This window comes from Phaeobacter italicus (assembly GCF_019801785.1).
Taxonomy (GTDB): Bacteria; Pseudomonadota; Alphaproteobacteria; order Rhodobacterales; family Rhodobacteraceae; genus Phaeobacter; species Phaeobacter italicus.
Genome location: NZ_JAHVIJ010000007.1, coordinates 99,299 through 120,088, shown reverse-complemented (window position 1 = coordinate 120,088; position 20,790 = coordinate 99,299). Strand labels below are relative to the sequence as shown.

At 58.6% G+C, this 20,790-nt stretch carries 22 protein-coding genes; 18 read left to right on the top strand and 4 right to left on the bottom strand.

What is annotated here, in order from left to right; genetic code table 11:
• Positions 1-33 precede the first annotated feature (33 nt).
• A complete protein-coding gene (locus tag KUV39_RS16450; RefSeq protein ID WP_222460353.1) occupies positions 34-879 on the bottom strand; it encodes a LysR family transcriptional regulator in 846 nt (281 codons plus the stop codon).
• A 106-nt stretch (positions 880-985) separates the two neighbouring features.
• Between KUV39_RS16450 and KUV39_RS16445 the strand changes: the two genes are divergently transcribed.
• The 10 genes from KUV39_RS16445 (at position 986) to KUV39_RS18800 (ending at position 8,724) form a co-directional block, all read left to right on the top strand.
• Positions 986-1,585, top strand: a complete 600-nt coding sequence (locus KUV39_RS16445; RefSeq protein WP_046211948.1) for an amino acid synthesis family protein — start codon at positions 986-988, stop codon at positions 1,583-1,585.
• Positions 1,557-2,345, top strand: a complete 789-nt coding sequence (locus KUV39_RS16440) for an alpha/beta fold hydrolase (protein WP_244998417.1) — start codon at positions 1,557-1,559, stop codon at positions 2,343-2,345. Before KUV39_RS16445 ends, KUV39_RS16440 begins: the two co-directional genes overlap by 29 nt.
• The gene (locus KUV39_RS16435) at positions 2,342-3,262 is read left to right on the top strand and encodes a flavin reductase family protein (protein ID WP_222460352.1); all 921 of its coding nucleotides are present in this window, start codon (positions 2,342-2,344) and stop codon (positions 3,260-3,262) included. The genes KUV39_RS16440 and KUV39_RS16435 overlap by 4 nt, the downstream gene beginning before the upstream one ends.
• Positions 3,263-3,265: 3 nt before the next feature.
• Positions 3,266-4,300, top strand: a complete 1,035-nt coding sequence (locus KUV39_RS16430; protein ID WP_222460351.1) for an LLM class flavin-dependent oxidoreductase — start codon at positions 3,266-3,268, stop codon at positions 4,298-4,300.
• Between the two features lie 9 nt (positions 4,301-4,309).
• Positions 4,310-5,788 (top strand): aldehyde dehydrogenase, encoded by a 1,479-nt coding sequence (locus KUV39_RS16425; protein WP_222460350.1) that lies wholly within the window; start codon positions 4,310-4,312, stop codon positions 5,786-5,788.
• Positions 5,789-6,044: 256 nt separating this feature from the next.
• Entirely contained in the window at positions 6,045-6,479 is a 435-nt protein-coding gene (locus KUV39_RS16420) for a hypothetical protein (RefSeq protein WP_244998416.1), read from the top strand.
• Entirely contained in the window at positions 6,476-7,129 is a 654-nt protein-coding gene (locus KUV39_RS16415; RefSeq protein ID WP_222460348.1) for a MotA/TolQ/ExbB proton channel family protein, read from the top strand. Before KUV39_RS16420 ends, KUV39_RS16415 begins: the two co-directional genes overlap by 4 nt.
• Positions 7,130-7,154: 25 nt before the next feature.
• Positions 7,155-7,502: an ExbD/TolR family protein gene (locus KUV39_RS16410; protein ID WP_244998415.1), complete on the top strand. Its 348-nt coding sequence runs from the start codon at positions 7,155-7,157 to the stop codon at positions 7,500-7,502.
• Positions 7,499-7,885: an ExbD/TolR family protein gene (locus KUV39_RS16405; protein WP_222460346.1), complete on the top strand. Its 387-nt coding sequence runs from the start codon at positions 7,499-7,501 to the stop codon at positions 7,883-7,885. Before KUV39_RS16410 ends, KUV39_RS16405 begins: the two co-directional genes overlap by 4 nt.
• Positions 7,882-8,724: an energy transducer TonB family protein gene (locus KUV39_RS18800; RefSeq protein WP_222460345.1), complete on the top strand. Its 843-nt coding sequence runs from the start codon at positions 7,882-7,884 to the stop codon at positions 8,722-8,724. Before KUV39_RS16405 ends, KUV39_RS18800 begins: the two co-directional genes overlap by 4 nt.
• A gap of 12 nt (positions 8,725-8,736) precedes the next feature.
• Here the strand turns inward: KUV39_RS18800 and KUV39_RS16395 are convergent, their stop codons facing one another.
• A complete protein-coding gene (locus KUV39_RS16395) occupies positions 8,737-9,258 on the bottom strand; it encodes a winged helix DNA-binding protein (RefSeq protein WP_008563557.1) in 522 nt (173 codons plus the stop codon).
• Between the two features lie 219 nt (positions 9,259-9,477).
• Between KUV39_RS16395 and KUV39_RS16390 the strand changes: the two genes are divergently transcribed.
• The 6 genes from KUV39_RS16390 to KUV39_RS16365 are packed head-to-tail and all read left to right on the top strand — an operon-like array spanning position 9,478 to position 14,918.
• Positions 9,478-10,449 carry a TRAP transporter substrate-binding protein gene (locus KUV39_RS16390; protein WP_222460344.1) on the top strand — a complete coding sequence of 324 codons (972 nt, stop codon included), beginning with the start codon at positions 9,478-9,480 and terminating at the stop codon, positions 10,447-10,449.
• A gap of 53 nt (positions 10,450-10,502) precedes the next feature.
• Positions 10,503-11,051: a TRAP transporter small permease gene (locus KUV39_RS16385; RefSeq protein WP_046212017.1), complete on the top strand. Its 549-nt coding sequence runs from the start codon at positions 10,503-10,505 to the stop codon at positions 11,049-11,051.
• A gap of 9 nt (positions 11,052-11,060) precedes the next feature.
• Positions 11,061-12,365, top strand: coding sequence for a TRAP transporter large permease (locus KUV39_RS16380; RefSeq protein ID WP_222460343.1), 1,305 nt, complete (start codon positions 11,061-11,063; stop codon positions 12,363-12,365).
• Between the two features lie 4 nt (positions 12,366-12,369).
• Positions 12,370-13,122 carry a 5-oxoprolinase subunit B family protein gene (locus tag KUV39_RS16375; protein WP_222460342.1) on the top strand — a complete coding sequence of 251 codons (753 nt, stop codon included), beginning with the start codon at positions 12,370-12,372 and terminating at the stop codon, positions 13,120-13,122.
• Positions 13,119-14,135 (top strand): 5-oxoprolinase subunit C family protein, encoded by a 1,017-nt coding sequence (locus KUV39_RS16370; RefSeq protein ID WP_222460341.1) that lies wholly within the window; start codon positions 13,119-13,121, stop codon positions 14,133-14,135. Before KUV39_RS16375 ends, KUV39_RS16370 begins: the two co-directional genes overlap by 4 nt.
• Before the next feature lie 9 nt (positions 14,136-14,144).
• Positions 14,145-14,918, top strand: a complete 774-nt coding sequence (locus tag KUV39_RS16365) for a LamB/YcsF family protein (RefSeq protein WP_222460340.1) — start codon at positions 14,145-14,147, stop codon at positions 14,916-14,918.
• 74 nt (positions 14,919-14,992) lie between these two features.
• Here KUV39_RS16365 and KUV39_RS16360 read toward each other — a convergent pair whose 3' ends face one another.
• Both KUV39_RS16360 and KUV39_RS16355 read right to left on the bottom strand, forming a co-directional pair.
• Positions 14,993-15,577 (bottom strand): invasion associated locus B family protein, encoded by a 585-nt coding sequence (locus KUV39_RS16360; protein WP_222460339.1) that lies wholly within the window; start codon positions 15,575-15,577, stop codon positions 14,993-14,995.
• Positions 15,578-15,738: 161 nt separating this feature from the next.
• Entirely contained in the window at positions 15,739-16,632 is an 894-nt protein-coding gene (locus KUV39_RS16355; RefSeq protein WP_008563466.1) for a LysR family transcriptional regulator, read from the bottom strand.
• 118 nt (positions 16,633-16,750) lie between these two features.
• Here KUV39_RS16355 and KUV39_RS16350 point away from each other — a divergent pair, with 118 nt between their 5' ends.
• Positions 16,751-18,301 (top strand): proton-conducting transporter transmembrane domain-containing protein, encoded by a 1,551-nt coding sequence (locus tag KUV39_RS16350; RefSeq protein ID WP_222460338.1) that lies wholly within the window; start codon positions 16,751-16,753, stop codon positions 18,299-18,301.
• Between the two features lie 18 nt (positions 18,302-18,319).
• Positions 18,320-20,758 (top strand): YbcC family protein, encoded by a 2,439-nt coding sequence (locus KUV39_RS16345; RefSeq protein WP_222460337.1) that lies wholly within the window; start codon positions 18,320-18,322, stop codon positions 20,756-20,758.
• The last annotated feature ends 32 nt before the right edge of the window (positions 20,759-20,790 follow it).

Sequence of the window (20,790 nt, the reverse complement as noted above, 5' to 3'; positions counted from 1 at the left end):
ATAAAAAGGAAACCGGGGCCATCAGTCCCGGTTTCATCCCGCAGCAAGCTGCGTCCTTAGCCAATCGCGAAAGACACAAGCCGCCGGCAACTCCTCATTGATAGACAAGAAGTAGCCCTCTTTGCTCTCGATCTGACCGGGATGGGCCTGCACCACCAACCCGGATGTGACCGCGTGTTTGGCGACAAGCTCACTCACCAAGGCGACGCCGTTGCCATGGACGGCCAATTGCAGGGCCATCCCATATGTATCTGCAAAGACCGCCGGCTCTTGGACGGGGCCGTTTGCTTCGCCCCAAGTCGCCCAGCCGTTGGATGTTCCCACGGTTTCGATCAGCGGGCAGGATTCGAAATCAGTCTCTAGGCTTGGCGATTTCACGGCAATCAGGTGATCCGGCAACAAGCGCTGAGATCCCGCGCCTACCTGCTTCTCTGAGCCGAACCGAATTTGCACATCCGCACGGGAGGCGTGAAAATCATCAGGCCAGATTGCGCTGAGGATCCGCAACCTGATCTCAGGGTTCTGCGTTTTGAAGGCTGCCAGGTTAGGGGCGATGACCCATTGTGCAATACTGACCGAAGTCGCAACGGTCAGGAGATCGCCCGCCGCGCCGATGTCAAATCTGGCGGCAGCCCCCGAAAGCATCTCAAGCGCGCTGCCAACCTCTGGCAACAGTTTGCGTCCGGCGTCTGTCAAGGCAAGGCCACGTGTTCGACGCACAAACAAATCGACCCCCAATCGCATTTCCAGGGATTTGACCTGTTGGCTGACAGCAGATTGCGTGAGCCCGATTTCTTCTGCCGCTGCAGTAAAACTGAGCGTCCGTGCAGCCGCCTCGAAAGAGCGAAACCAAGTCAATGGAGGAAGATATTTACTCATTGCGCAACTCAGCCATTAGTATCGCTAATGGGTAAGCACATAATTCATTCGTTTGTCAAAAAATTCGCCTGTTCCTAACGTCTTCTTGCGCGACAGGAGAAGCAGCATGGAACCGGAAATTCGAAAAATCGTCACCTACGACGAGGAAGTCTTGATCGAGGGCTTTCGCCCGGCAAAAACACCCTGGCGCATGTTCGCAGTCGCGGTGGTTTTGAAAAACCCTTGGGCTGGCAGGTATGTAGAGGATCTGACCCCAGAGATTTACGCCTACGGGCCGGTACTCGGTGAATTGATGACCGAGCGTATGATTGCCCTGGCTGGCAGCGGCCAAGCGATCGAAGCCTACGGGAAAGCCGCTGTTGTAGGCTTGGATGGCGAAATAGAACACGCCTCTGGCCTCATCCATACCCTGAGATTTGGCAACCATTACCGCCAGGCGGTCGATGCAAAATCCTATCTGGCATTTACCAACACCCGCGGGCCCGCCAACGCACCAATCATGGTCCCATTGATGGACAAGAATGATGCCGGTCGACGGTCACACTACCTGACCATACAGTTCTCTGTCCCAGATGCTCCGCGTGACGATGAAGTCGTGGTTGTGCTGGGCGCCGCCACCACCGGCAGACCCCATCACCGCATTGGTGATCGCTATCAGGATCTCAAGGAGTTGGGTCATGACGTGGACAACCCGGCCGCGGTCTGAATACGCTGGGCTAGCGGCCGTTCGGGCAGGCACAGGTCGACCGGTTTTGCTGCTGCACGGTGTTGGCTTGCGGGCAGAGGCCTGGGGCGCGCAGCTTGATGCGCTGACGTCCCATTATCAGCTGACAGCGCCGGACATGCCGGGCCACGGCCTAAGCCCGCTGGATGCGGGGCTCGAAACACTTTCGGATTATGCCGATCGCATGGGTCATGTTCTGCAACGCCTGAATAACCCCGCTGTTATTGTCGGCCATTCAATGGGGGCCATGATTGCTGTCGAACTGGCAACACGGTTTCCCCAGCTGGTCGAGGGGCTCGTTGCCCTGAACGCGGTGTTTGAACGCAGCAGCGAGGCGTCTTCTGCAGTTTGCTACCGTGCCTCCGCACTGGATGGCGAAACGCCGGCAGATCCGTCACCGACCCTGGAACGCTGGTTCGGAACGGATCAGACCCCTCAACGCGAGGCCTGCCATACCTGGCTCTCGGAGGTGTCGCCGATGGGCTATAAACTGGCCTACACCGCCTTTGCACAAAGCCAGAAACCATCACGATCCGATCTGAGCGGGATCCGGTGCCCGGCGGTTTTCATGACAGGGCAGTTGGAACCAAACTCGACCCCCGCGATGGCCGAAACCATGGCGGAAATTTGCCCCGGCGGACGGGCTCAGATCGTCGCAGGCGCCGCACATATGATGCCGATGACCCATCCGGGCGACGTCAACGCAGCCCTGTTTCAGTTCCTCAAGGAGGTCTGGCAATGACCACCATTGATCCGCGTGACCTGCGGCAGGCTTTTGGCCGATTTATGACTGGTGTCACGATTGTCACCACGGTTGATCCCCAGGGCACGCCCGTCGGATTTACTGCGAACTCTTTTTCTTCGGTGTCCCTGGACCCACCATTGTTGCTTATCTGCCCCGGAAAGTTCCTGTCAACGTTCGATCACTTCGCATCCTGCGACTACTTCGGGGTCAGCGTTTTGGCAGAAGGGCAGGAGGAAATCTCCAATACTTTTGCAAGCTTCAAGGGAGATCGATTTGCACGATCCCCATACCGGTTAGCCGCCAACGGCGTGCCCCTGATTGACGGTGCAGTAGCTCAGTTTTCCTGCAAAACCCGCGAGCTTGTCGATGCAGGCGATCACGGGATTCTGTTGGGGCAGGTCGAAACCTACAACCACCGCGATGGGCCGGGATTGGGGTATTCAAACGGTCGCTATTTCAGCATCGGACTGGAGCGCAAGGCGTTTGAAACCACCCAAGCGCCTACGCTGGCCGGGGCCATCATCGAACATGAGGGCAAGGTTTACCTCGAGGCCACGTCAGAAGGTCTTCGACCGCCACAAATCGAAATACAGGATCAGTCGCAGCTTCGCGGTTTGCTCCGCAGCCATCTCGCTACGGCAGGGTATAACACGCAACTCGGTGCCGCTTATTCCGTCTTTGACAGCGGGCAGGCCCATTTCGTCTACATCCTTGCCTCCCTGTCAGAGCCTCCCTCGCGGGCGGGTCGTCTGACGGCAGTGCCGCTCAACGCTCTGGCCGATGCAACCTTTGCGACGCCATCAATCACCTCGATGATGTCTCGTTTTGCCACAGAAAGCCGTCAGGGGGATTTTTCCCTGTATCTCGGCACTGCCGAAACCGGCGATGTCCACCGTTTCTCAGAAAGGACCTGATGGATGGAGTTTTCTCTCTTTGCTCATATGGAGCGCACCAGCGCCGACCAACCCCAGGACCGCCTCTATGAGGAGTTCATCGAACTCTGCAAGATGGCCGATGACGCAGGAATGCGCGCTGTCTGGACCGGAGAACACCACGGGATGGACTTTACGATCGCGCCCAACCCCCTGATGTCACTGGTTGATCTGTCTCATCATACCAAAAACGTGCGGTTGGGCACCGGGACGGTGATCGCCCCGTTCTGGCATCCGATCAAACTGGCAGGAGAGGCCGCTGCTGCCGATCTGATGACGGGCGGGCGGATCGAACTTGGCATCGCGCGTGGTGCATATTCTTATGAATACGAGCGTCTGCATCCCGGTCTGGACCCTTGGGAAGCTGGGCAGAGAATGCGTGAAATCGCGCCCCTGTTGCCCAAACTATGGGCAGGTGATTGCAGCCATGAGGGAGAGTTTTTTCAGTTCCCGTCAACAACCGCAGCGCCCAAGCCTGTCCAATCAGACGGCCCCCCAATTTGGATTGCTGCACGCGACCCCAACAGCCATGAATTTGGCGTGGAAAACGGGTTCAATATTCAGGTGACACCCCTTTGGCAGGGGCAGGAAGAGATAGAAACCCTGATGGGGCGCTTCAATGCGGCCTGTGCAAAACACGATGGCAAGCGCCCCAAAATCATGTTGCTTCACCATACCTATGTCGGCGCGGACGATGCAGATGTCGGGCAGGCGGCGCATGAGCTGTCTCGCTTCTACAATTACTTTGGCGCATGGTTTCAAAACAAACGCCCCGTGCGTCAGGGATTGATAGAGCCGCTGACCGACGACGATATTGCTGCGAACGGCCTGATGGCTGCAAAGAACCTTGCCAGAGATCTGACCATTGGCACCTCAGATCAGGTCACAGATCGGCTGCGGAGATATCAGGATCTGGGCTATGATGAATTTTCATACTGGATCGACAGCGGAATGAGTTTTGAGCGCAAGCGTGCGTCTCTCGCCCGATTTATCGACACCGTCATTCCCAAGTTTCAGTGAGGACGCCCCATGACCCAACGGACACATTTTCAACTGTTCATTGATGGCATCTGGACCGAAGGATCGGCAGGTCAGGTGATGACCTCTCAGAACCCCGCAACGGGCGAGGACTGGGCCAGTTTCGCCTGCGCAGCGCCCGATGATGTTGACCGGGCAATTGCCGCAGCCCGCCGCGCGTTGTCTGATCCTGCATGGAGAGACATCAGCCAGACCGCCCGTGGCAAACTTCTGTCCCGTCTGGCTGATCTGGTTGAGAAAAACGCGGCCCGTTTGGGAGAAATCGAAACCACGGACAGCGGCAAGCTACTTGCTGAAACAGCCAGCCAAACCGCCTATGTGGCTGATTATTATCGCTACTATGCAGGGCTTGCTGACAAGATCGAAGGCGCAGTATTGCCGATCGACAAGCCGGACATGCACGTCTTTACCCGTCGTGAACCGATTGGGGTGGTTGTGGCGATTGTTCCGTGGAACGCCCAGATGTTCTTGACCGCGACAAAACTCGGTCCTGCATTGGCGGCGGGCTGTACTGTGGTGCTCAAAGCCTCTGAAATTGCCCCCGCACCAATGCTGGAGTTTGCGCGCCTGATCGAACAGGCGGGCTTTCCGCCTGGTGTGGTCTCTGTCATCACTGGCGACGCGGAAAATTGCGCCATCCCACTGACACGGCACCCCGATGTCGACCGGATCGCCTTTACTGGCGGACCAGAAACCGCCCGCCATGTGGTTCGCAACTCAGCCGAGAATTTTGCCGTGACGACACTGGAACTGGGTGGCAAATCTCCCATCCTGGTTTTTGATGACGCAGACCTGGAAGGCGCGGCCAACGGGCTCATCGCGGGTAATTTCGGGGCCTCGGGCCAAAGCTGTGTTGCCGGGTCTCGTGGATTGATCCATCGCCCGATCCTCGAGGCGCTCATCGCCAAGATCGAAGAAAAAATGCAGTCTGTTGTCGTGGGTGATCCGTTGGATGCAGGAACCCATATTGGCCCGCTGTGCACAGGGGCCCAGATCGCAAAAATCGAAACCACCCTTGCCGCAGCGAAAGAGCAAGCCGCAAAGATCCGCTTTGGCGGTGAACGCCTGGACCACCCGGGGAACTACATGGCGCCGACATTGGTTGAATGCCCAAATCCGAACATCGAAACCCTGAAGGTTGAAATGTTCGGCCCTGTCATGTCGCTTTTGCCATTTGACACCGAAGAAGAGGCCATCGCCCTTGCGAACGAGACCGAATTTGGGCTCGGCTCCGGCGTGTTTACCGAAAACCTGGCGCGCGCTCACCGCGTGTCATCTCGGCTCAAGGCGGGGATCTGCTGGGTCAACACATATCGCGCAGTCTCACCCATCGCGCCATTTGGCGGCTATGGCCAATCTGGCTACGGAAGAGAGGCAGGCCTTGAAGCCATTCAAGACTACACACGAACCAAAACCACCTGGATCAATACCTCTGACACACCAATGGCGAACCCATTTGTGATGCGATGAAAGGAATGTCGGATGTGAATCAGGCCTCGGCCTGAATTTACATAATCCTGCTTATTGGATTCCGATGTGATGGGAGGGGATTCGAAACCGAGTTGCGACAATCCACCAAACTTGCTGAAAGGTAGTTCGTTCGCTGCTGGAAAAACAAAGTGTTTTGATAAGGTATTGCGCCTGCGGCCCGGCGTTGATAGGGTTTGGCCGTCCAGCGATGGGTTTTGCCCAGCCAGATGTTTGTATGAAACCTCAGGCTGACAGCATGCGAAATTCTTGGAACTTACTCATCCTCTCTCTGATCACTCTGGCCCCGGACCTTGGCGCCGCGGAACAGAAACATGCCGGGCTTTCCATTGAGCTCAACTCGGTCGAAACCATCGAAACCAGTTGCCGGATCAGCTTTCTGGCTGAAAACACGCATTCTGCAGATATCGGACAAGTGGTTTTCGAAACCGTCTTGCTGGACAACGATCAACACGTTGATCGGCTGATGCTGTTTGATTTTGCCGACCTTCCGACGGGGCGGCCACGGGTGCGCCAGTTTGTTCTGCCAAATCTGAATTGCGCGCATCTTGGGGCTGTCCTGATCAATGGTGCCGAAACGTGTCTTGGCTCGGACGAGACCGTCTTGCCCAATCAGATGTGCACCGGCGGGCTTTCCCTGACCTCTCGCACTGACGTGGAGCTGCTCGGATGATGGAGGATGTACTGTCGCCTCTGCTGGCGCTCTACGATCTTGGTGGGCCAGTCGTTCTGCTGCTCTGCGGTTTATCGGTGATTGTCCTATCAGTGGTTCTATACAAGCTCTGGCAGTTTGCTGCCGCCGGGGTGGGGAAACACCATCACCTCCATCTTGCTGCAACAGATTGGGACCAAGGCAAGCGTGACGATGCACTCCGCCATCTCGAAAAATCCTCCAGCTATCTCGCAGCTGTTATGGGAATGGCCGTAGACGGCGAAGCGGAGTTTTCTCGTCTGGAAGCCGAGGCTGAAACCCGGTTTGCAAGGCTTGAGCGGGGCTTTCGCCTGTTGGATTCTGTCGCACAGCTGGCCCCGCTCTTAGGGTTGTTTGGAACTGTTTTGGGCATGATTACAGCGTTTCAGGCCTTGCAGGAGGCCGGGGCGCAGGTTGATCCGTCTATCCTGGCAGGTGGGATCTGGGTCGCGCTTCTGACAACAGCTATTGGCCTTGCCGTCGCGATGCCGACAGCTGTGTTGCTCAGCGTTCTTGAGAGCCGGATGGATGCCGACCGCGTATTTGCCCAAAAGGCGATCCAGATGTTTCTGGCGCCCCGCAGTGACATCCGGCACGTGACTGTCCCCATCCGACATCACGCCCATGCGTAGGGCCAAACGCAGGCGTCCGCTTTCGATGACATCGTTGATTGACGTCATTTTTCTGCTTCTGCTGTTTTTCATGCTGTCATCAACCTTTTCCCGCTTTGGTGAAGTCGAACTGACCGCTGCCGCAGGCGGCGACAATCGGCAGGATCGCCGACCAGTTTTTGTTTCGCTTCAGGCAGATGGGCTTCGGGTAAATGGCCGCGATGCTGAGTTGAGCGACCTCAAGGACCGGTTGAAACCGCAGCAACAGAATGCGCAAACGCTTTCCGTAATTGTCTCTCTCGGGAACAGGGTCACTGCGCAGCGGCTGACAGATTTTCTTGCTGTGGTGAACGGTATTACGGGGCTGAGTGTTACGGTCCTTGAAACGTCATGATCCTGAAACGGCAGAAAAAACACCGGGAACCGACCATTGCGCTGATCAATGTCGTGTTTCTCATGCTCATCTTCTTTCTTGTGGCCGGCCGCATTGCGCCCCCCTTGGACGCAGACCTGCAGCTGGTCCATACCGAAGACTTGGCATCATCACCGCCGCCAAATGCGCTCGTGGTCCATGCCGATGGCCGGTTGAGCCACATGGGGCAAAACATTGCGGACCCCGCCCGCTTCCTAACTGGCCTGCCAGCTGAGATGCAGGCAACTGTCCGCATTGTCCCGGACCGCGATCTTGCTGCCAGCCAGCTGGTCCGGATCGGCCAAAAATTGCGTCAGGCGGGGGCCGAGAAAATCCTCATCGTTTCCGAAAGGGGCCTGCGATGATGCGACGTAGACGTGCGGCAAAAACAGTTGCCGTCGCCCTTGCCGTGACCGCACATGGGGTATTGGCCTACACGCTGGCCCCGGCGAAAGATGAAATTCTGATGGAGGCAGGGCAAGGCAGCAGCGAAGTACGCCTTGGCACCGCATTCAAGGATATGGTGGTCGGCACAGCCAGTGCATCGCCCCCTCAGCTAGACGCGAAAGTCGTCACGGCACAGGAAAAGCCGCTGGTTCAACCCCACCGCCCCACCATCGCAAACCCATCTGCGAGGCCGACTGTCGACCGCACGCACGCGGTGCAAAGGCTCACGTCACGGTCTGCAGATACAGCGCCAACGGTTGCGGCGCAGCGCCCCTCCCCCCAACAAGACACGGCCAAGCCGGCAGAAAAAGTCGCGCCACAATCCGCAGTGACAAGGGTGGCCCCCACAACGACGCAACCCGCCCCGACCAAACCACAACAGAGCCGACGCGGCGGTGCCCAGTCTGCTACGGCTGGCGACACATCCGGCCGGGCAGAAGCCAAGGCAACCCGTCGAGGTCAACCCGATGCCACAGCGGCGCAGACACAGGGCAATGCCGCAGCCAGCAACTATCCCGGGCAAGTCATGCGCAAACTGGCCCGGGCAGGAAAACCGCGGGTCAAATCCCGCGGTGTCGCTCTTATCTCATTTACGATTGGGGCCAACGGGGGGCTGACATCAGTCAGCCTTTCCCGGGCCTCTGGGTCGGCAGCCTTGGATAAGGCCGCGGTTCAGCTTGTGCGCAGGGCCGGCCCCTTCCCCAAACCGCCCGCAGGCGCGCGGCGCAGTTTTTCGGTAAAGATCCAAGGGCGATAGACATCTTCGATGTTAGAGAGACGCCGCCGCACGGCTGGCCTGGTCATATTGCCCCGACAATGACCTCAGACTGCGGGCCAGCGCGCGCAACTCCTTGCCCGGCAGTTCCGGCCCCATTCCACCATCCAACAGGCATTGGCGCCGAATATCACGGTAGGCGTCGCAAAGATCCGCACCGGTTTGCGAGGTGCGATAGAACACCTCCTTTCCGCGTTTCTCAGAATCCAGGAGCCCAGCCTTCAACAGCTTTCGCAGGCCATAGTTCACCGTATGCGTATCCTCGATATTAAGGAGGAAACAGATGTCCGTGAGCCGTTTGTCTTTGCCGCGATGGTTCACATTATGCAGGATCAGGATGTCCAGAGGGCTGAGGTCGGCCTGCCCGGCCGCTGCCATGCAGCGGATCATCCATCGAGAAAACGCGTTGTAGGCAACAATCAGACCGAACTCCAATTCAGAGAGTTCCCAGCCTTCGCCTTCCGCCAAGTGACGGGAGGATACGATTCTGCGGCCATCAGGCGGTGTATCAGGCAAGTTTGACTCCTTTTTCGCCAATAAAACGTTGGCGTTTTACTTTCGTATCCATTGGACGGGAGTGTAAGGCCAAGTTCAAGCACGGATTTTCACCATTTCGGCACGATCCTGTGGACCGGTCCAACGTCTCACTTGCATAACGTTGACAAAATGTCAGCGTTATGCAATCAAACTGTCAATAAACAAGAACCAACTAATTTGACTGACATGGAGGTCATTATGAAACTTACACATTTGTTCAGCGGGGCCACCGCTGCAATCGCGGGTCTGGCAATGTCCGCTCAGGCCGCCACTTGGGACATGCCCACGCCCTACCCCGACGCCACCTTTCACACGGTGAACATCGCTGGTTTCGCCGAGGATGTCGCGAAGGCGACTGACGGTGCACTTGAGATCAAGGTTCATTCTGCAGGTTCGCTGTTCAAACACCCCGAAATCAGCAAGGCAGTGCGCAGCGGGCAGGTTCCGATCGGTGAATTCTTCCTGTCCCTCTTGGCCAATGACGATCCCGCCTTTGGTGTCGACTCCCTGCCCTTCCTTGCCACCAGCTATGATGATGCAGAACGTCTTTGGGCCGCGCAGAAAGACGTCATCGATGGTCTTCTGGACAAACAGGGCTTGATGGCGCTTTACGCTATACCGTGGCCGCCCCAGGGGCTCTACACCACCAAAGAGATCAACAGCATCGAAGACCTGGCTGGCCTGAAGTTCCGCACCTACAATGCGACGCTTGAAGAATTCGCAAATCTCGCAGGCGCAGCACCCACCCAGGTTGAAGTGCCAGATATCCCCCAGGCGTTCAGCACCGGTCGCGTGGAAGCAATGATCACCTCCCCGTCTACCGGTGTGAATTCCAAGGCATGGGACTTTCTCAGCCACTACACCGATATCCAGGCCTGGATCCCCAAGAACATTGTGGTGGTGAACAAACGTGCCTTCCGCCGTCTTGACGACGCAACCCAGAAAGCCGTGTTGGATGCTGCAGCCGCCGCAGAAGCACGGGGCTGGGACATGAGCCGCGCCGAAACCAGCGAAAAGGTGAAGGTTCTGGCCGAAAACGGCATCACTGTCTCCCAGCCCTCTCCGGAGCTGATCGAAGGCCTGAAAGCGATCGGTGCGCATATGCTGGAAGGCTGGCAAAACAAGGCAGGTGATGCCGGCGAAGCTCTGATGGAAGCTTACAACAAATAAGCATGTGTACCGGGCGCCCTTGGCGCCCGGTCATTTATCAGGGAGGGATTGCCATGCGCGCCGCGCTTGATTTCGTCTACAGAGCAGCCGGAGGTTTGGCTGCAGCTTTCATCGTTGCCATCGTCGCTATCGTCTTTGCACAGGTTTGTCTGAACCTCGCCGACAAGATTTCGGTTGCGATGACAGGACAGGGCGTTGGCCTGACGATCCCATCATATTCAGATTTCACCGGGTTCTTTCTTGCTGGGTCAAGCTTTCTTGCGCTCGCCTATGCACTGCGCGCCGGCGGTCATATCCGGGTGAGCCTCCTGACCAACAAGATGCCCGCAGCGATGGCCCGCCTCAGCGAGATCGCGGTTATCTGCCTGGCCCTCGTGATGGCTGGCTATGCAAGCTGGTACATGGGGCTGCTGGTTCTGGAATCCCACGAATTTGGCGACCGCAGCTCTGGAATGGTGTCTGTTCCGCTCTGGATTCCGCAACTGCCGGTGGCGTTTGGCCTCATTATTCTGACGATTGCGCTGGCAGATGAGCTGATCTGCGTCCTGCGCGGCGCTGAGCCCAGCTGGCAGGGCAAAGGCGAAAACCTCCTCAATGAATAGGATTTCCCGATGTCGGTTGCTGCGCTTTCCATTGTCATTCTCTTTCTCCTGTTTCTCTTTCTGGGTGCGGGCCTTTGGGTGGCTTTTGCCCTGCTTGGTGTCGGTTTCGCCGCCATGGCCCTATTCACCGAAGCGCCTTTGGGGCTGGTGATGGCAACCACTATGTGGGGCCACAGCAATTCCTGGGCGCTGGCGGCATTGCCCTTGTTCATCTGGATGGGAGAAATCCTGTTTCGCTCGCGCCTATCAGAGGACATGTTTACAGGTCTGGCCCCGTGGATGAACCGCCTGCCCGGCCAACTGCTGCATGTGAACATCTTTGCCTGCGGGATCTTTGCTGCGGTTTCCGGCTCCTCCGCCGCGACGGCGGCCACCATTGGCAAACTGTCAATCCCCGAGCTGGCGCGCCGCGGGTATCCGGAAAAAGTGGTGATTGGCACCCTTGCGGGCTCAGCGACACTTGGTCTTTTGATCCCGCCGTCAATCATTCTGATCGTCTATGGCGTTGCCACCGAACAATCCATCGCCCGCCTGTTCGTCGCCGGAGTGTTGCCGGGTGTCCTGCTGGTTTCGCTCTTTGTTGGATATGTCGTCATCTGGGCCTTTCTCAACCGCAAGTCCCTTCCCCAGAGCGACGCTACAGAAAGCAGCCTGAGCTTTGGTGAAAAGCTCAACAGAACACGTCGCCTGATCCCTGTCATGTTGCTGATTGCCGGTGTCATCGGATCGATTTACGCAGGCATTGCCTCTCCCACTGATGCAGCGGCGGTTGGTGTTGTGCTTGCGCTGCTGCTGTCCAGGCAGTCGGGATCCCTAACCCGCCGTACCTTTGTCGACGGTCTCATGGGCGCTACAGTGACGTCCTGCATGATTGCCTTCATCCTTGCCGGCGCGTCCTTTCTGACCGTTGCGATGGGTTTTACCGGCATTCCCCGCTTGCTGGCGGAATGGATCGGCTCGCTCAACCTCTCGACCTTCACGCTTCTGGCTGCACTGACGATCTTCTTTGTCGTGCTAGGCTGTTTTCTTGACGGAATTTCCGTCGTGGTGCTCACGGCGTCTGTCATCATGCCCATGGTTCTTGAGGCGGGGATTGATCCGCTCTGGTTCGGTATTTTCCTGGTGATCGTGGTTGAGATGTCGCAGATTACCCCACCAGTTGGCTTCAATCTCTTTGTGCTGCAGTCGCTGACCGGTCGCGATATCCTGACTGTTGCCCGCGCGGCGTTGCCATTCTTTTTCCTGATGGTTGCAGCCCTTGTCCTCATCGTTCTTTTCCCGTCTATCGTGACCTACCTGCCCGAACAGATGTGAGCCGATGACTGACCTGCACACACAACCTGCTGATTTCACGCCACTGATCCGCACGGTCGGGATAGATGGCATGCTCATCAGTTTTGGCGAACGATTGAGCGAGCCAGCGAACCGCGCGGCTCTTGCACTGCGAGCTGAGCTTGGACGGTTGACCTGGGATGGCATCGAAGAGGTCTCGACGTCCCTTGTCTCAACCTACATTCGTTTTGATCCGCTCCATCTGGAACACAGGGCCCTACGGGACAAGCTTGAGGGGCTTCTAGCGTCAAAGGATTGGTACGCGGCTCCGTTGCCGGAAAACCGACGCCTGTGGCGCATTCCGGCAGTTTTTGGATCTGAACTCGCCCCTCAACTGGAACAGGCAGCCAGCGCCGCCGGGCTGAGCCCGGAAGACGCGATTGCACAGCTTGCTGCCGCCCGCGTTCGTGTCCAGACCATCGGGTTTGCTCCGGGCCAGCCTTATCTCGGTGAACTGCCGGAGGCTTGGGATATTCCCCGTCAAAGCCAACTCACCAACCGTATCCCAGAGGGTGCGTTGGCGGTAGCCATTCGCCAAATGGTGCTGTTTTCGGTCGCAACGCCAACTGGCTGGATGCACGTTGGACAAACAGCGGTGCAATTGTTTCAACCGCAAAGCGCAAATCCCTTTGTGCTCCGACCCGGCGACGAGGTGGCATTCACCCCCGCTACCGCCGAGGAGATCACCAACCTGCGGGCCGACCCGATGGGCGGCGCCAAGGCCGAGGTGCTGAAATGACCCGATCGCTCAAGGTTTTGCGCATTGGCCCCGGCTGCACCGTTCAGGACGCAGGCCGACCCGGCTGGCTGGAATATGGCGTGTCCCGCGGTGGCGCCGCGGATCGACTGGCACTTGCCGAAGGTGCGGCGCTCCTTGCCCAATCCCACACCCTCGCAGCACTTGAGATGGTCGGCATGGGTGGAGAGTTCGAGGCCACAGAAGACCTCCGCATTGCCTTGACCGGTGCCCCGATGAAAGCCTCAATCGACGGCAGCGCCATTGCCTGGAACGCCAGTCATGTCCTTCCTGCGGGCGCTCGCCTCAGCATTGGCGCAGTCTTGCGCGGAACGTACGGCTACCTGCACGTCGGCGGCGGCCTTGTGGTGCCCGAACAACTGGGAGCACGTTCTGTTCACCTTTCAGCAGGGATCGGTGCAGCCTGCCAATCTGGCGACACCCTCCCCGTGGGCGAAGATGGCCAGTTCCAGACGGGACTGGGGCTCAAGGTGGCCAAGCGGTTTGAGGGCGGACAGGTCAGAATGGTGGCCAGCCTGCAAACCCATCTGTTCGCTGAAAAAGACCGCGCCCGTTTTGAACAAACACAGTTCCGCCGCGGGACGCGCGGAAACAGAATGGGGGTGCCATTGGATAGTGACGGTGCCGCTTTTTCACCTGACGGGGGGCGGACCGTGCTGTCAGAGGTCATCAGTCCCGGCGACATCCAGATCACTGGTGACGGAACCCCTTATTTGCTGTTGGCAGAATGTCAGACGACAGGGGGCTATCCTCGCATTGGGACGGTCATCCCCTGTGATCTACCTCTCCTCGCCCAAGCCCCGGCCGGTGCGCCCCTCCGCTTTCAGTTTGTCACTCTTGAGGCAGCGTTGGAGGCAGAGGAGAAAGCTCGTTCTCATCAATCCGGTTTGCGCACGGCGTGCAGACCGCTCATCCGTGATCCCCACACCATTGCGGATCTCTTGTCCTATCAACTGATCAGCGGCGCGATCGCTGGCGAAGAAGATGTCTTGTAAGGAGCTGACATGACCCGAACTGTCGATCTGAACGCCGATATGGGCGAAGGTTTTGGCGCCTGGAACCTTGGGGATGACGCAGCCCTTCTGGATATCGTCACCTCAGCCAATATCGCCTGTGGTTTTCACGCAGGTGATTGGGACGTGATGGCGAAGACAATGGCGAATGCACGCGAAAAGGGCACTGGCATCGGCGCGCATCCGGGTTTCCCCGATCTGCACGGGTTTGGGCGACGCCGAATGGACATCCCGCATGGCTCACTTGCCAATCTTGTGCGCTACCAACTTGGTGCGGCACAGGCGATGGCGACTGCGGCAGGCACCAAGGTGCGCCACCTGAAACTGCACGGTGCATTGGCGAATATGGCCTCTGAAGATCAAGACATGGCGCGAGCCTGTTACGAGGGGGCACTGTCTGTTGATCCTGATATCATCGTCATGGTTCTGGCAGGGACGGCCCAGCAAGCCGCTGTCGCAGAGCTGGGATGCGCCGCCGCCTGCGAGATATTTGCAGATCGCGCCTACAATGACGACGCAACACTGGTCGACCGCAAACTGCCAGGATCCGTCATCCACGACCCCAAGGAGGCAGGTCAACGTATGGTGGACATGGTACGTGAAGGGGCAATCATCACGGCCAGCGGTAAACGGATCGAAACACGCATCGATACGATTTGCCTGCACGGTGACACCCCAACGGCCGTCGCCATTGCCGCAGAAGTCCGCCGCGCTTTGAAAGACAGCGGTGTAGAGCTGGACCAATTCACAGGCGCCCCGATCTGATGACAGCGCTTGCGCGGGCTCACTTTTCCCGCGCAAGCGCTAGGCACACGCAAGCTGGGCCTGACCGATCCACCCTACTGTCGCTTTGCCCAATGGGCGCGGTAGCTGTCAAATGCTGCAGAAAACCCATCCAGCGGCCAACTCAGCGCGTATCGTGCGCCACTGCGATCTTCGAACCGCAGCTCAAAAACACCGCCTGCGCGCATCTCTCTCAGGACAGCGCTTGAGCTCTCGGCATCGAAATCACATTGCGCCCACAACAGACATTGGCGGTCATTCTGAACCCAGACGATATCGTCGCCTCTGCGGATCTGAAATCCACCCGGCAGGAAAACACTGCCCGGTTCAGGGCCAAACTGTATCCGGTCGCCTGCCCCGTCAGGCGTAACAAAGGCAAACAAAGCGCCTAGTTTCGGGGTTTGTGTATAGACATCTACCCAACGCACATAGCAGCGCTGGTGCAGGCCTGAAGGCTCCTCTCTCTCATCACAGATTGTCTTCCAAACCCTATGGGTTTCGTATTCCGTTACACGCCAGTTTCCAGCTGTATCGCGGCCATCAAGGTCCTGCGCCACTGCTGCATTTGCAGTGCTCAGTAGCATAAGGCCAACAGCCGCAAACCCGCGACCGATGGCCAGACCAAAAGAACGAGGTAACATATCTATCTCCTGAAAACGGTGGTCACATCAGCCACTCAAATGCCGCGACGCATATGAGGGTGTTATACCCGCCGTTTGAGAGGAGTTGTGGCTGCGAGCGGTGACATCTGCTCACAACTGCGATAGGGCGGCCAACCACTTCGGTGAAACCTCAAGTGACATCAGCCCGCTGTGCCCAAGACCTCGCTGCGATCAGCCAGCAGTTCCTGCACGAGAGGATTGGGGAACCGGCGGCGCAAGGTGATGGCATAGAACGTCTCTCGAATGCGAGGATGCTCTCGGGCTTCGACCAGACGCCCAGAGGTCAGCTCGTCCTGAACGACGATAGGCGCCACCAGCGCAAGACCGATGTTCTCACGGGCAAGCAGACGCATCATTGCCATATCGTCCACCTCGGCCACCACCTGAGGCACCACGGACAGTCGACTTGCCATGGCATCAAATGCTGTGCGCATCGTGGTGTCGGTGGTTGGCAGGACAAAGGGATGGTCTTCGATGAGATTGCGGATGGGCTGTTCTGGATCAAACCGATCCGGAGAGCCAACAATGCTCACCGCCTGATCTGCGATCTGGTGCGTCTCGTACGGTGTCAAACTGTCGTTTGGGGGTTCGCGGTTCATCAAAACGAGATCGAGATTGAGGGTCGCGAGCCCTTCCAACAACTCTGTTGGACTACCAGAGCGGACGATCACCTCCACATCTGTACGCGCCAGCATCGGCCGCAAGAAACCGATCTGAAAGTTGCGAGACAGTGTCGCAAGGGCCCCAACCCGCAACGCCTGCCGACTGCGCCCTGTTTCCTGCAGCGTCGCGATAAGCTCTTGGCCTGTAGCGAAAATCGCATCTGCATGATCCAACGTTATGCGCCCTGCTTCGGTCAAATGCAGCTGCCGACCTCGGCGATCAAACAGGGGGTGACCCAGACGCTCCTCCAGCTGTTTAATCTGCACCGACAGTGCCGATTGCGACAGATTGAGACGCTGCGCCGTGCGGGTCAGATTCCCGTCATGAGCGACGGCCCAGAAGTAGCGAAGGTGATGATAATTGAGCGGCATTCGTTCATTTTATTAGAACGAAAAGATCAAAACAATGAATTTTTCCTAACCCTGGAACTGTTCTACCTAGTCCGGCAACGCAGCGCTCCTCTGCTGCCACGCCTGATGGGAGATCGACATGTTCCTCACTCTGCTGCCATTTCTGGCACCCGCCATTCTGATCGGATTGGCCCTGCGCGCCCGCAATTTTCCAGGACAACGCCCCGGCAACCTGCCCCGGCTGGCCGAATGGGGCGCATTGGCTGCATTCGCGGTGTCTGCCATCTCTGCATTGATAGTGATCTTGCAGGGGCCCACCACCTCCCCATTGATCGGGGTGTTTGGCGTTGGCCTTTCCGCCCGCCTCGATGCGGTGAGCGTCACAATGCTCTGCCTTGTCAGCTTTATCGGTTGGATCGTCCTGCGCTACAGCGCAACCTATATGGATGGCGAGACGCGGCAGGGCGCATTCACCGGATGGATGTGCGCAACGCTTGCTTCGGTTCTTCTTCTGGTCATGTCTGGCAATCTGATCCAGCTGCTTCTTGCTTGGACAGCCACCAGCCTGAGCCTGCATCAGCTGCTTCTGTTTTATCCCGAACGGACCACTGCGCAGCGTGCGGCTCGCAAAAAGGCGGTGGTCGCCCGCGCCAGTGAAGCCGCCTTGGCCGTCTCGGTCGCCGTTCTGGTCGGCGCATATGGAACGACGGACATCGCCACCATCTTGGCCACCGCAACACCGGATCTTCTGACGGTTTTCGGAGCCCTTGGGATCGCTTTGGCCGCAGTTCTGGCCTCGGCTCAGTTTCCTGTGCACGGCTGGCTGACCGAAGTCATGGAAGCACCTACCCCCGTTTCTGCGCTGCTCCATGCAGGCGTGATCAACGCTGGTGGTTTTCTCCTCATCCGCTTTGCAGATGTCATGCTCGCTGCACCCGGCATCATGGCTCTTTTGGTGATGCTCGGTGGGTTTACCGCGCTCTTTGGCGGCCTTGTGATGCTGACCCAGCCCGCAGTCAAAACCTCTCTGGCATGGTCAACAATCGCTCAGATGGCCTTCATGGTCATGCAATGTGGTCTCGCGCTGTTCCCACTCGCCCTTCTGCACATCGTGGCGCACTCGCTTTACAAGGCCCATGCCTTCCTCAGTGCGGGTGAAGCCGTCAGCAACGTTGCGGCGATCCGCCGGCCTGGTCCCGTGGCGGTCCCCAGCGCGCGCAATGTGATGCAAGCATTCGGGATCGGGATCGTGATCTATGCGGTCGTCGGGGGCGTCTTCGGCTTTGACGGCAAGTCCGTGCAGGCGATCGCCCTTGGCGTCATCCTGATCTTTGGTGTGGCCTATCTGCTGGCTCAGGGATTTGCGGATGCCGCCCCTGGTGCGCTGACCCGCCGGACAGTGATCTATGCCGCTGCGACATCGATCAGCTACTTCGTTTTGCAGATTGTCGCACTGAAACTGACCGCGGGCACCCTGCCCGCGACTCCATCCCCCGGCCCGCTGGAATGGGCGCTCATCATCCTCGCCTTGATCAGCTTTGGCCTGGTTGCTGTTGCGCAGGCCACATTCCCCCTGTGGGCCACCCACCCGGCTGCGGCAGGCCTGCGTGTTCACCTGTCCAACGGGCTTTACGCCAACGCTCTCTTTGATCGTGTCCTTGATGGCTGGTCAAAGCGGGCCACAACCTAACCCCAGGAGATTTGCACGATGTTCATGAAGCATGAAACCTACCCCGCCGCGCTCCTGGAGCTTGTCAGCAAGGCAAATTCAGCCAGCCGCCAGATTCCGCCACTCTTTCCGCTGACCTCAAGCGTCGCCGTGAACCCGTTCCTTGGCCAAACCGAAGAACCCCTCGCAACCGCGTCGGCGCGGCTGGCGCGTGTGGCGGGTGGCCGTGTCACTCCGGCTCGGAGCCACTGGAGGGACAAGATCGCAGCGGGCGACATCATCGACGACGATCTGACGGACGCTCTGGCCGCTGTGGCCGGTCCGTTTGATGCCCCATCCATCGAGGATATCCAGGCTGCACTGGACGCAGGTGACACGGACGAACCGAACCCGCTGCCAACTGTCGCGGAACTGGCTGCAGACGTATCTGGCATTGATTGGCCGGGACTTATCAGCGAACGGATCGGCGCCTTTGCGGCAAGCCATTTTGATAACGGGCAGGCGTTGTGGCAACCGGATCGCACTGGAGGCACCTTTGCAGCTTGGCGCCAATTTGCGAGCCGCGATCTGACCCCGGAAATTCACGGCCTGAAAGGGTTTGGCGCCTTTGTATCGGCGACCAACCGCTCGCAGTGGCGGGCCATCGGGCGGGCATCGGAAACCCTGGGGATCGGCTTTGATGCTGCGGCAACAGCCTTTCACCGCTATCTCATCACCCTCGAAGGTTGGGCTCAGTATGGCCGCTATTTGCTGTGGCAGGCAGAACTGGCCGACAAGAGCGACACCACAACCGTTGAATTGCTGGCGATCCGGATGGTTTTCGACGAGGCGCTGTTCCACCAGTATCGCGAGCAGATCATCGATCGGTGGCACGACATCATCGCCGAGCATGAGACGCCGGTCACCCCAAGCCGGGACCTCGTCATTGACGCGATCCTTCAGGAAGCAGGAGACCGGGCCCAGCAGCGTAAACTTGGGGCGACGTTTGCCGCACGCAAGACAACAGCAGCCGAAGACGAAAGCCAGCGGCCTGCATTGCAAGCGGCCTTCTGCATCGACGTCCGCTCCGAAGTGTTCCGCCGGGCACTGGAAGCACAGGACAGTGCGATCAAAACCATCGGGTTTGCAGGATTCTTCGGTTTGGCGGCAGCCCACAAGGCAGCTGGTTCGGACGTCTGCGAAGGGCGCGGGCCGGTTCTGCTCAATCCGGGCGTGACCTCCTCGGCAGTAGAAGCAAGCGATGCAGATCTGGCGCGGCGATATGCGGCACGTGCGAAACGGGCCTGGGGGCGGTTCAAACTCGCCGCCGTATCGTCCTTTGCTTTTGTCGAGGCGACTGGCCCCGTTTATGCCGGCAAGCTGCTGAAAGATGCCTTCGGCACCGGCCACAGCGCCCCGGCTGATCCCGCCCCCCAACTGGACAGCTCTGTTGATCTGGCGACAAAGGTGACGACGGCCAAGACGATCCTGTCCGCCATGTCCCTGACCAAAGGATTTGCCCGTGTTGTCATGCTTGCAGGCCACGGTGCGGATGTGACCAACAACCCCCACGCCAGTGCGCTGCATTGCGGCGCCTGCGGCGGATACGCGGGTGATGTAAACGCCCGGCTGCTTGCCGGTCTGTTGAACGACAGCGCAGTCCGGGCCGGACTGCACGAGCAGGGGATCGAAATCCCTGCTGACACCGTGTTCCTGCCAGCGCTGCACTACACGACAACTGACAAGGTGACTTTGTTTGAGCAGGACATCCCCGCAACAGTCGCCGCCGGGCTGACCGCTGAACTTTCCAAGATCCGCGGATGGCTGGATGCTGCTGGCGCGTTGGCCCGCACAGAGCGGGCCGCCCGCCTGCCGCGTGCCGACAATGGCGAGGATATCCTTGGCCGTGCCACGGATTGGTCCGAGCTGCGCCCCGAATGGGGACTGGCCGGCTGCCGCGCCTTCGTCGCCGCCCCGCGTGGGCGGACCGAGGGAACGGTACTGGATGGTCAGTCGTTCCTGCACAACTACGACTGGCAGGCCGATGACGGTTTTGGTGTGCTAGAGCTGATCATGACTGCACCGGTCGTTGTCGCGAGCTGGATCAGCTTGCAGTATTACGGATCAACCGTGTCGCCCACGCTGTTTGGGGGTGGCAACAAGCTGCTGCACAACGTGGTCGGTGGCATTGGAGTGTTGGAAGGCAACGGCGGCGCTCCAAAACCGGGCCTGCCTTGGCAGTCGGTGCATGATGGCGAGGCGTATCAGCACGACCCATTGCGCCTTTCGGTAATCATCGAAGCGCCGCAGGAGGCGATGACCGATATTCTGGAACGTCACCCGGCGGTCCGCGCCCTGTTTGACAACCGCTGGCTGCACCTGATTGCGATGGACAGCGACGGCCAGCTGGCCGCACGCTACGATGGAGATCTGAAATGGTCCGCAATCACACCGGCGGCGAAAAACGACGGTGCCAGCTTTGATTTGGCAGCGGAGTGATTTTCATATCCGGCACCCAAACACCCCTCGCA

Bases quoted from the DNA above. Each gene is read 5' to 3' on its own strand.
- KUV39_RS16440 (WP_244998417.1), top strand. From the start codon at position 1,557: ATGACGTGGACAACCCGGCCGCGGTCTGAATACGCTGGGCTAGCGGCC.
- KUV39_RS16430 (WP_222460351.1), top strand. From the start codon at position 3,266: ATGGAGTTTTCTCTCTTTGCTCATATGGAGCGCACCAGCGCCGACCAA.
- KUV39_RS16350 (WP_222460338.1), top strand. From the start codon at position 16,751: ATGTTCCTCACTCTGCTGCCATTTCTGGCACCCGCCATTCTGATCGGA.
- KUV39_RS16385 (WP_046212017.1), top strand. From the start codon at position 10,503: ATGCGCGCCGCGCTTGATTTCGTCTACAGAGCAGCCGGAGGTTTGGCT.
- KUV39_RS16425 (WP_222460350.1), top strand. From the start codon at position 4,310: ATGACCCAACGGACACATTTTCAACTGTTCATTGATGGCATCTGGACC.
- KUV39_RS16375 (WP_222460342.1), top strand. From the start codon at position 12,370: ATGACTGACCTGCACACACAACCTGCTGATTTCACGCCACTGATCCGC.
- KUV39_RS16380 (WP_222460343.1), top strand. From the start codon at position 11,061: ATGTCGGTTGCTGCGCTTTCCATTGTCATTCTCTTTCTCCTGTTTCTC.
- KUV39_RS16435 (WP_222460352.1), top strand. From the start codon at position 2,342: ATGACCACCATTGATCCGCGTGACCTGCGGCAGGCTTTTGGCCGATTT.
- KUV39_RS16410 (WP_244998415.1), top strand. From the start codon at position 7,155: ATGACATCGTTGATTGACGTCATTTTTCTGCTTCTGCTGTTTTTCATG.
- KUV39_RS16355 (WP_008563466.1), bottom strand. From the start codon at position 16,632: ATGCCGCTCAATTATCATCACCTTCGCTACTTCTGGGCCGTCGCTCAT.
- KUV39_RS16345 (WP_222460337.1), top strand. From the start codon at position 18,320: ATGTTCATGAAGCATGAAACCTACCCCGCCGCGCTCCTGGAGCTTGTC.
- KUV39_RS16390 (WP_222460344.1), top strand. From the start codon at position 9,478: ATGAAACTTACACATTTGTTCAGCGGGGCCACCGCTGCAATCGCGGGT.
- KUV39_RS16450 (WP_222460353.1), bottom strand. From the start codon at position 879: ATGAGTAAATATCTTCCTCCATTGACTTGGTTTCGCTCTTTCGAGGCG.
- KUV39_RS16405 (WP_222460346.1), top strand. From the start codon at position 7,499: ATGATCCTGAAACGGCAGAAAAAACACCGGGAACCGACCATTGCGCTG.
- KUV39_RS16445 (WP_046211948.1), top strand. From the start codon at position 986: ATGGAACCGGAAATTCGAAAAATCGTCACCTACGACGAGGAAGTCTTG.
- KUV39_RS16360 (WP_222460339.1), bottom strand. From the start codon at position 15,577: ATGTTACCTCGTTCTTTTGGTCTGGCCATCGGTCGCGGGTTTGCGGCT.
- KUV39_RS16370 (WP_222460341.1), top strand. From the start codon at position 13,119: ATGACCCGATCGCTCAAGGTTTTGCGCATTGGCCCCGGCTGCACCGTT.
- KUV39_RS16420 (WP_244998416.1), top strand. From the start codon at position 6,045: ATGCGAAATTCTTGGAACTTACTCATCCTCTCTCTGATCACTCTGGCC.
- KUV39_RS18800 (WP_222460345.1), top strand. From the start codon at position 7,882: ATGATGCGACGTAGACGTGCGGCAAAAACAGTTGCCGTCGCCCTTGCC.
- KUV39_RS16415 (WP_222460348.1), top strand. From the start codon at position 6,476: ATGATGGAGGATGTACTGTCGCCTCTGCTGGCGCTCTACGATCTTGGT.
- KUV39_RS16365 (WP_222460340.1), top strand. From the start codon at position 14,145: ATGACCCGAACTGTCGATCTGAACGCCGATATGGGCGAAGGTTTTGGC.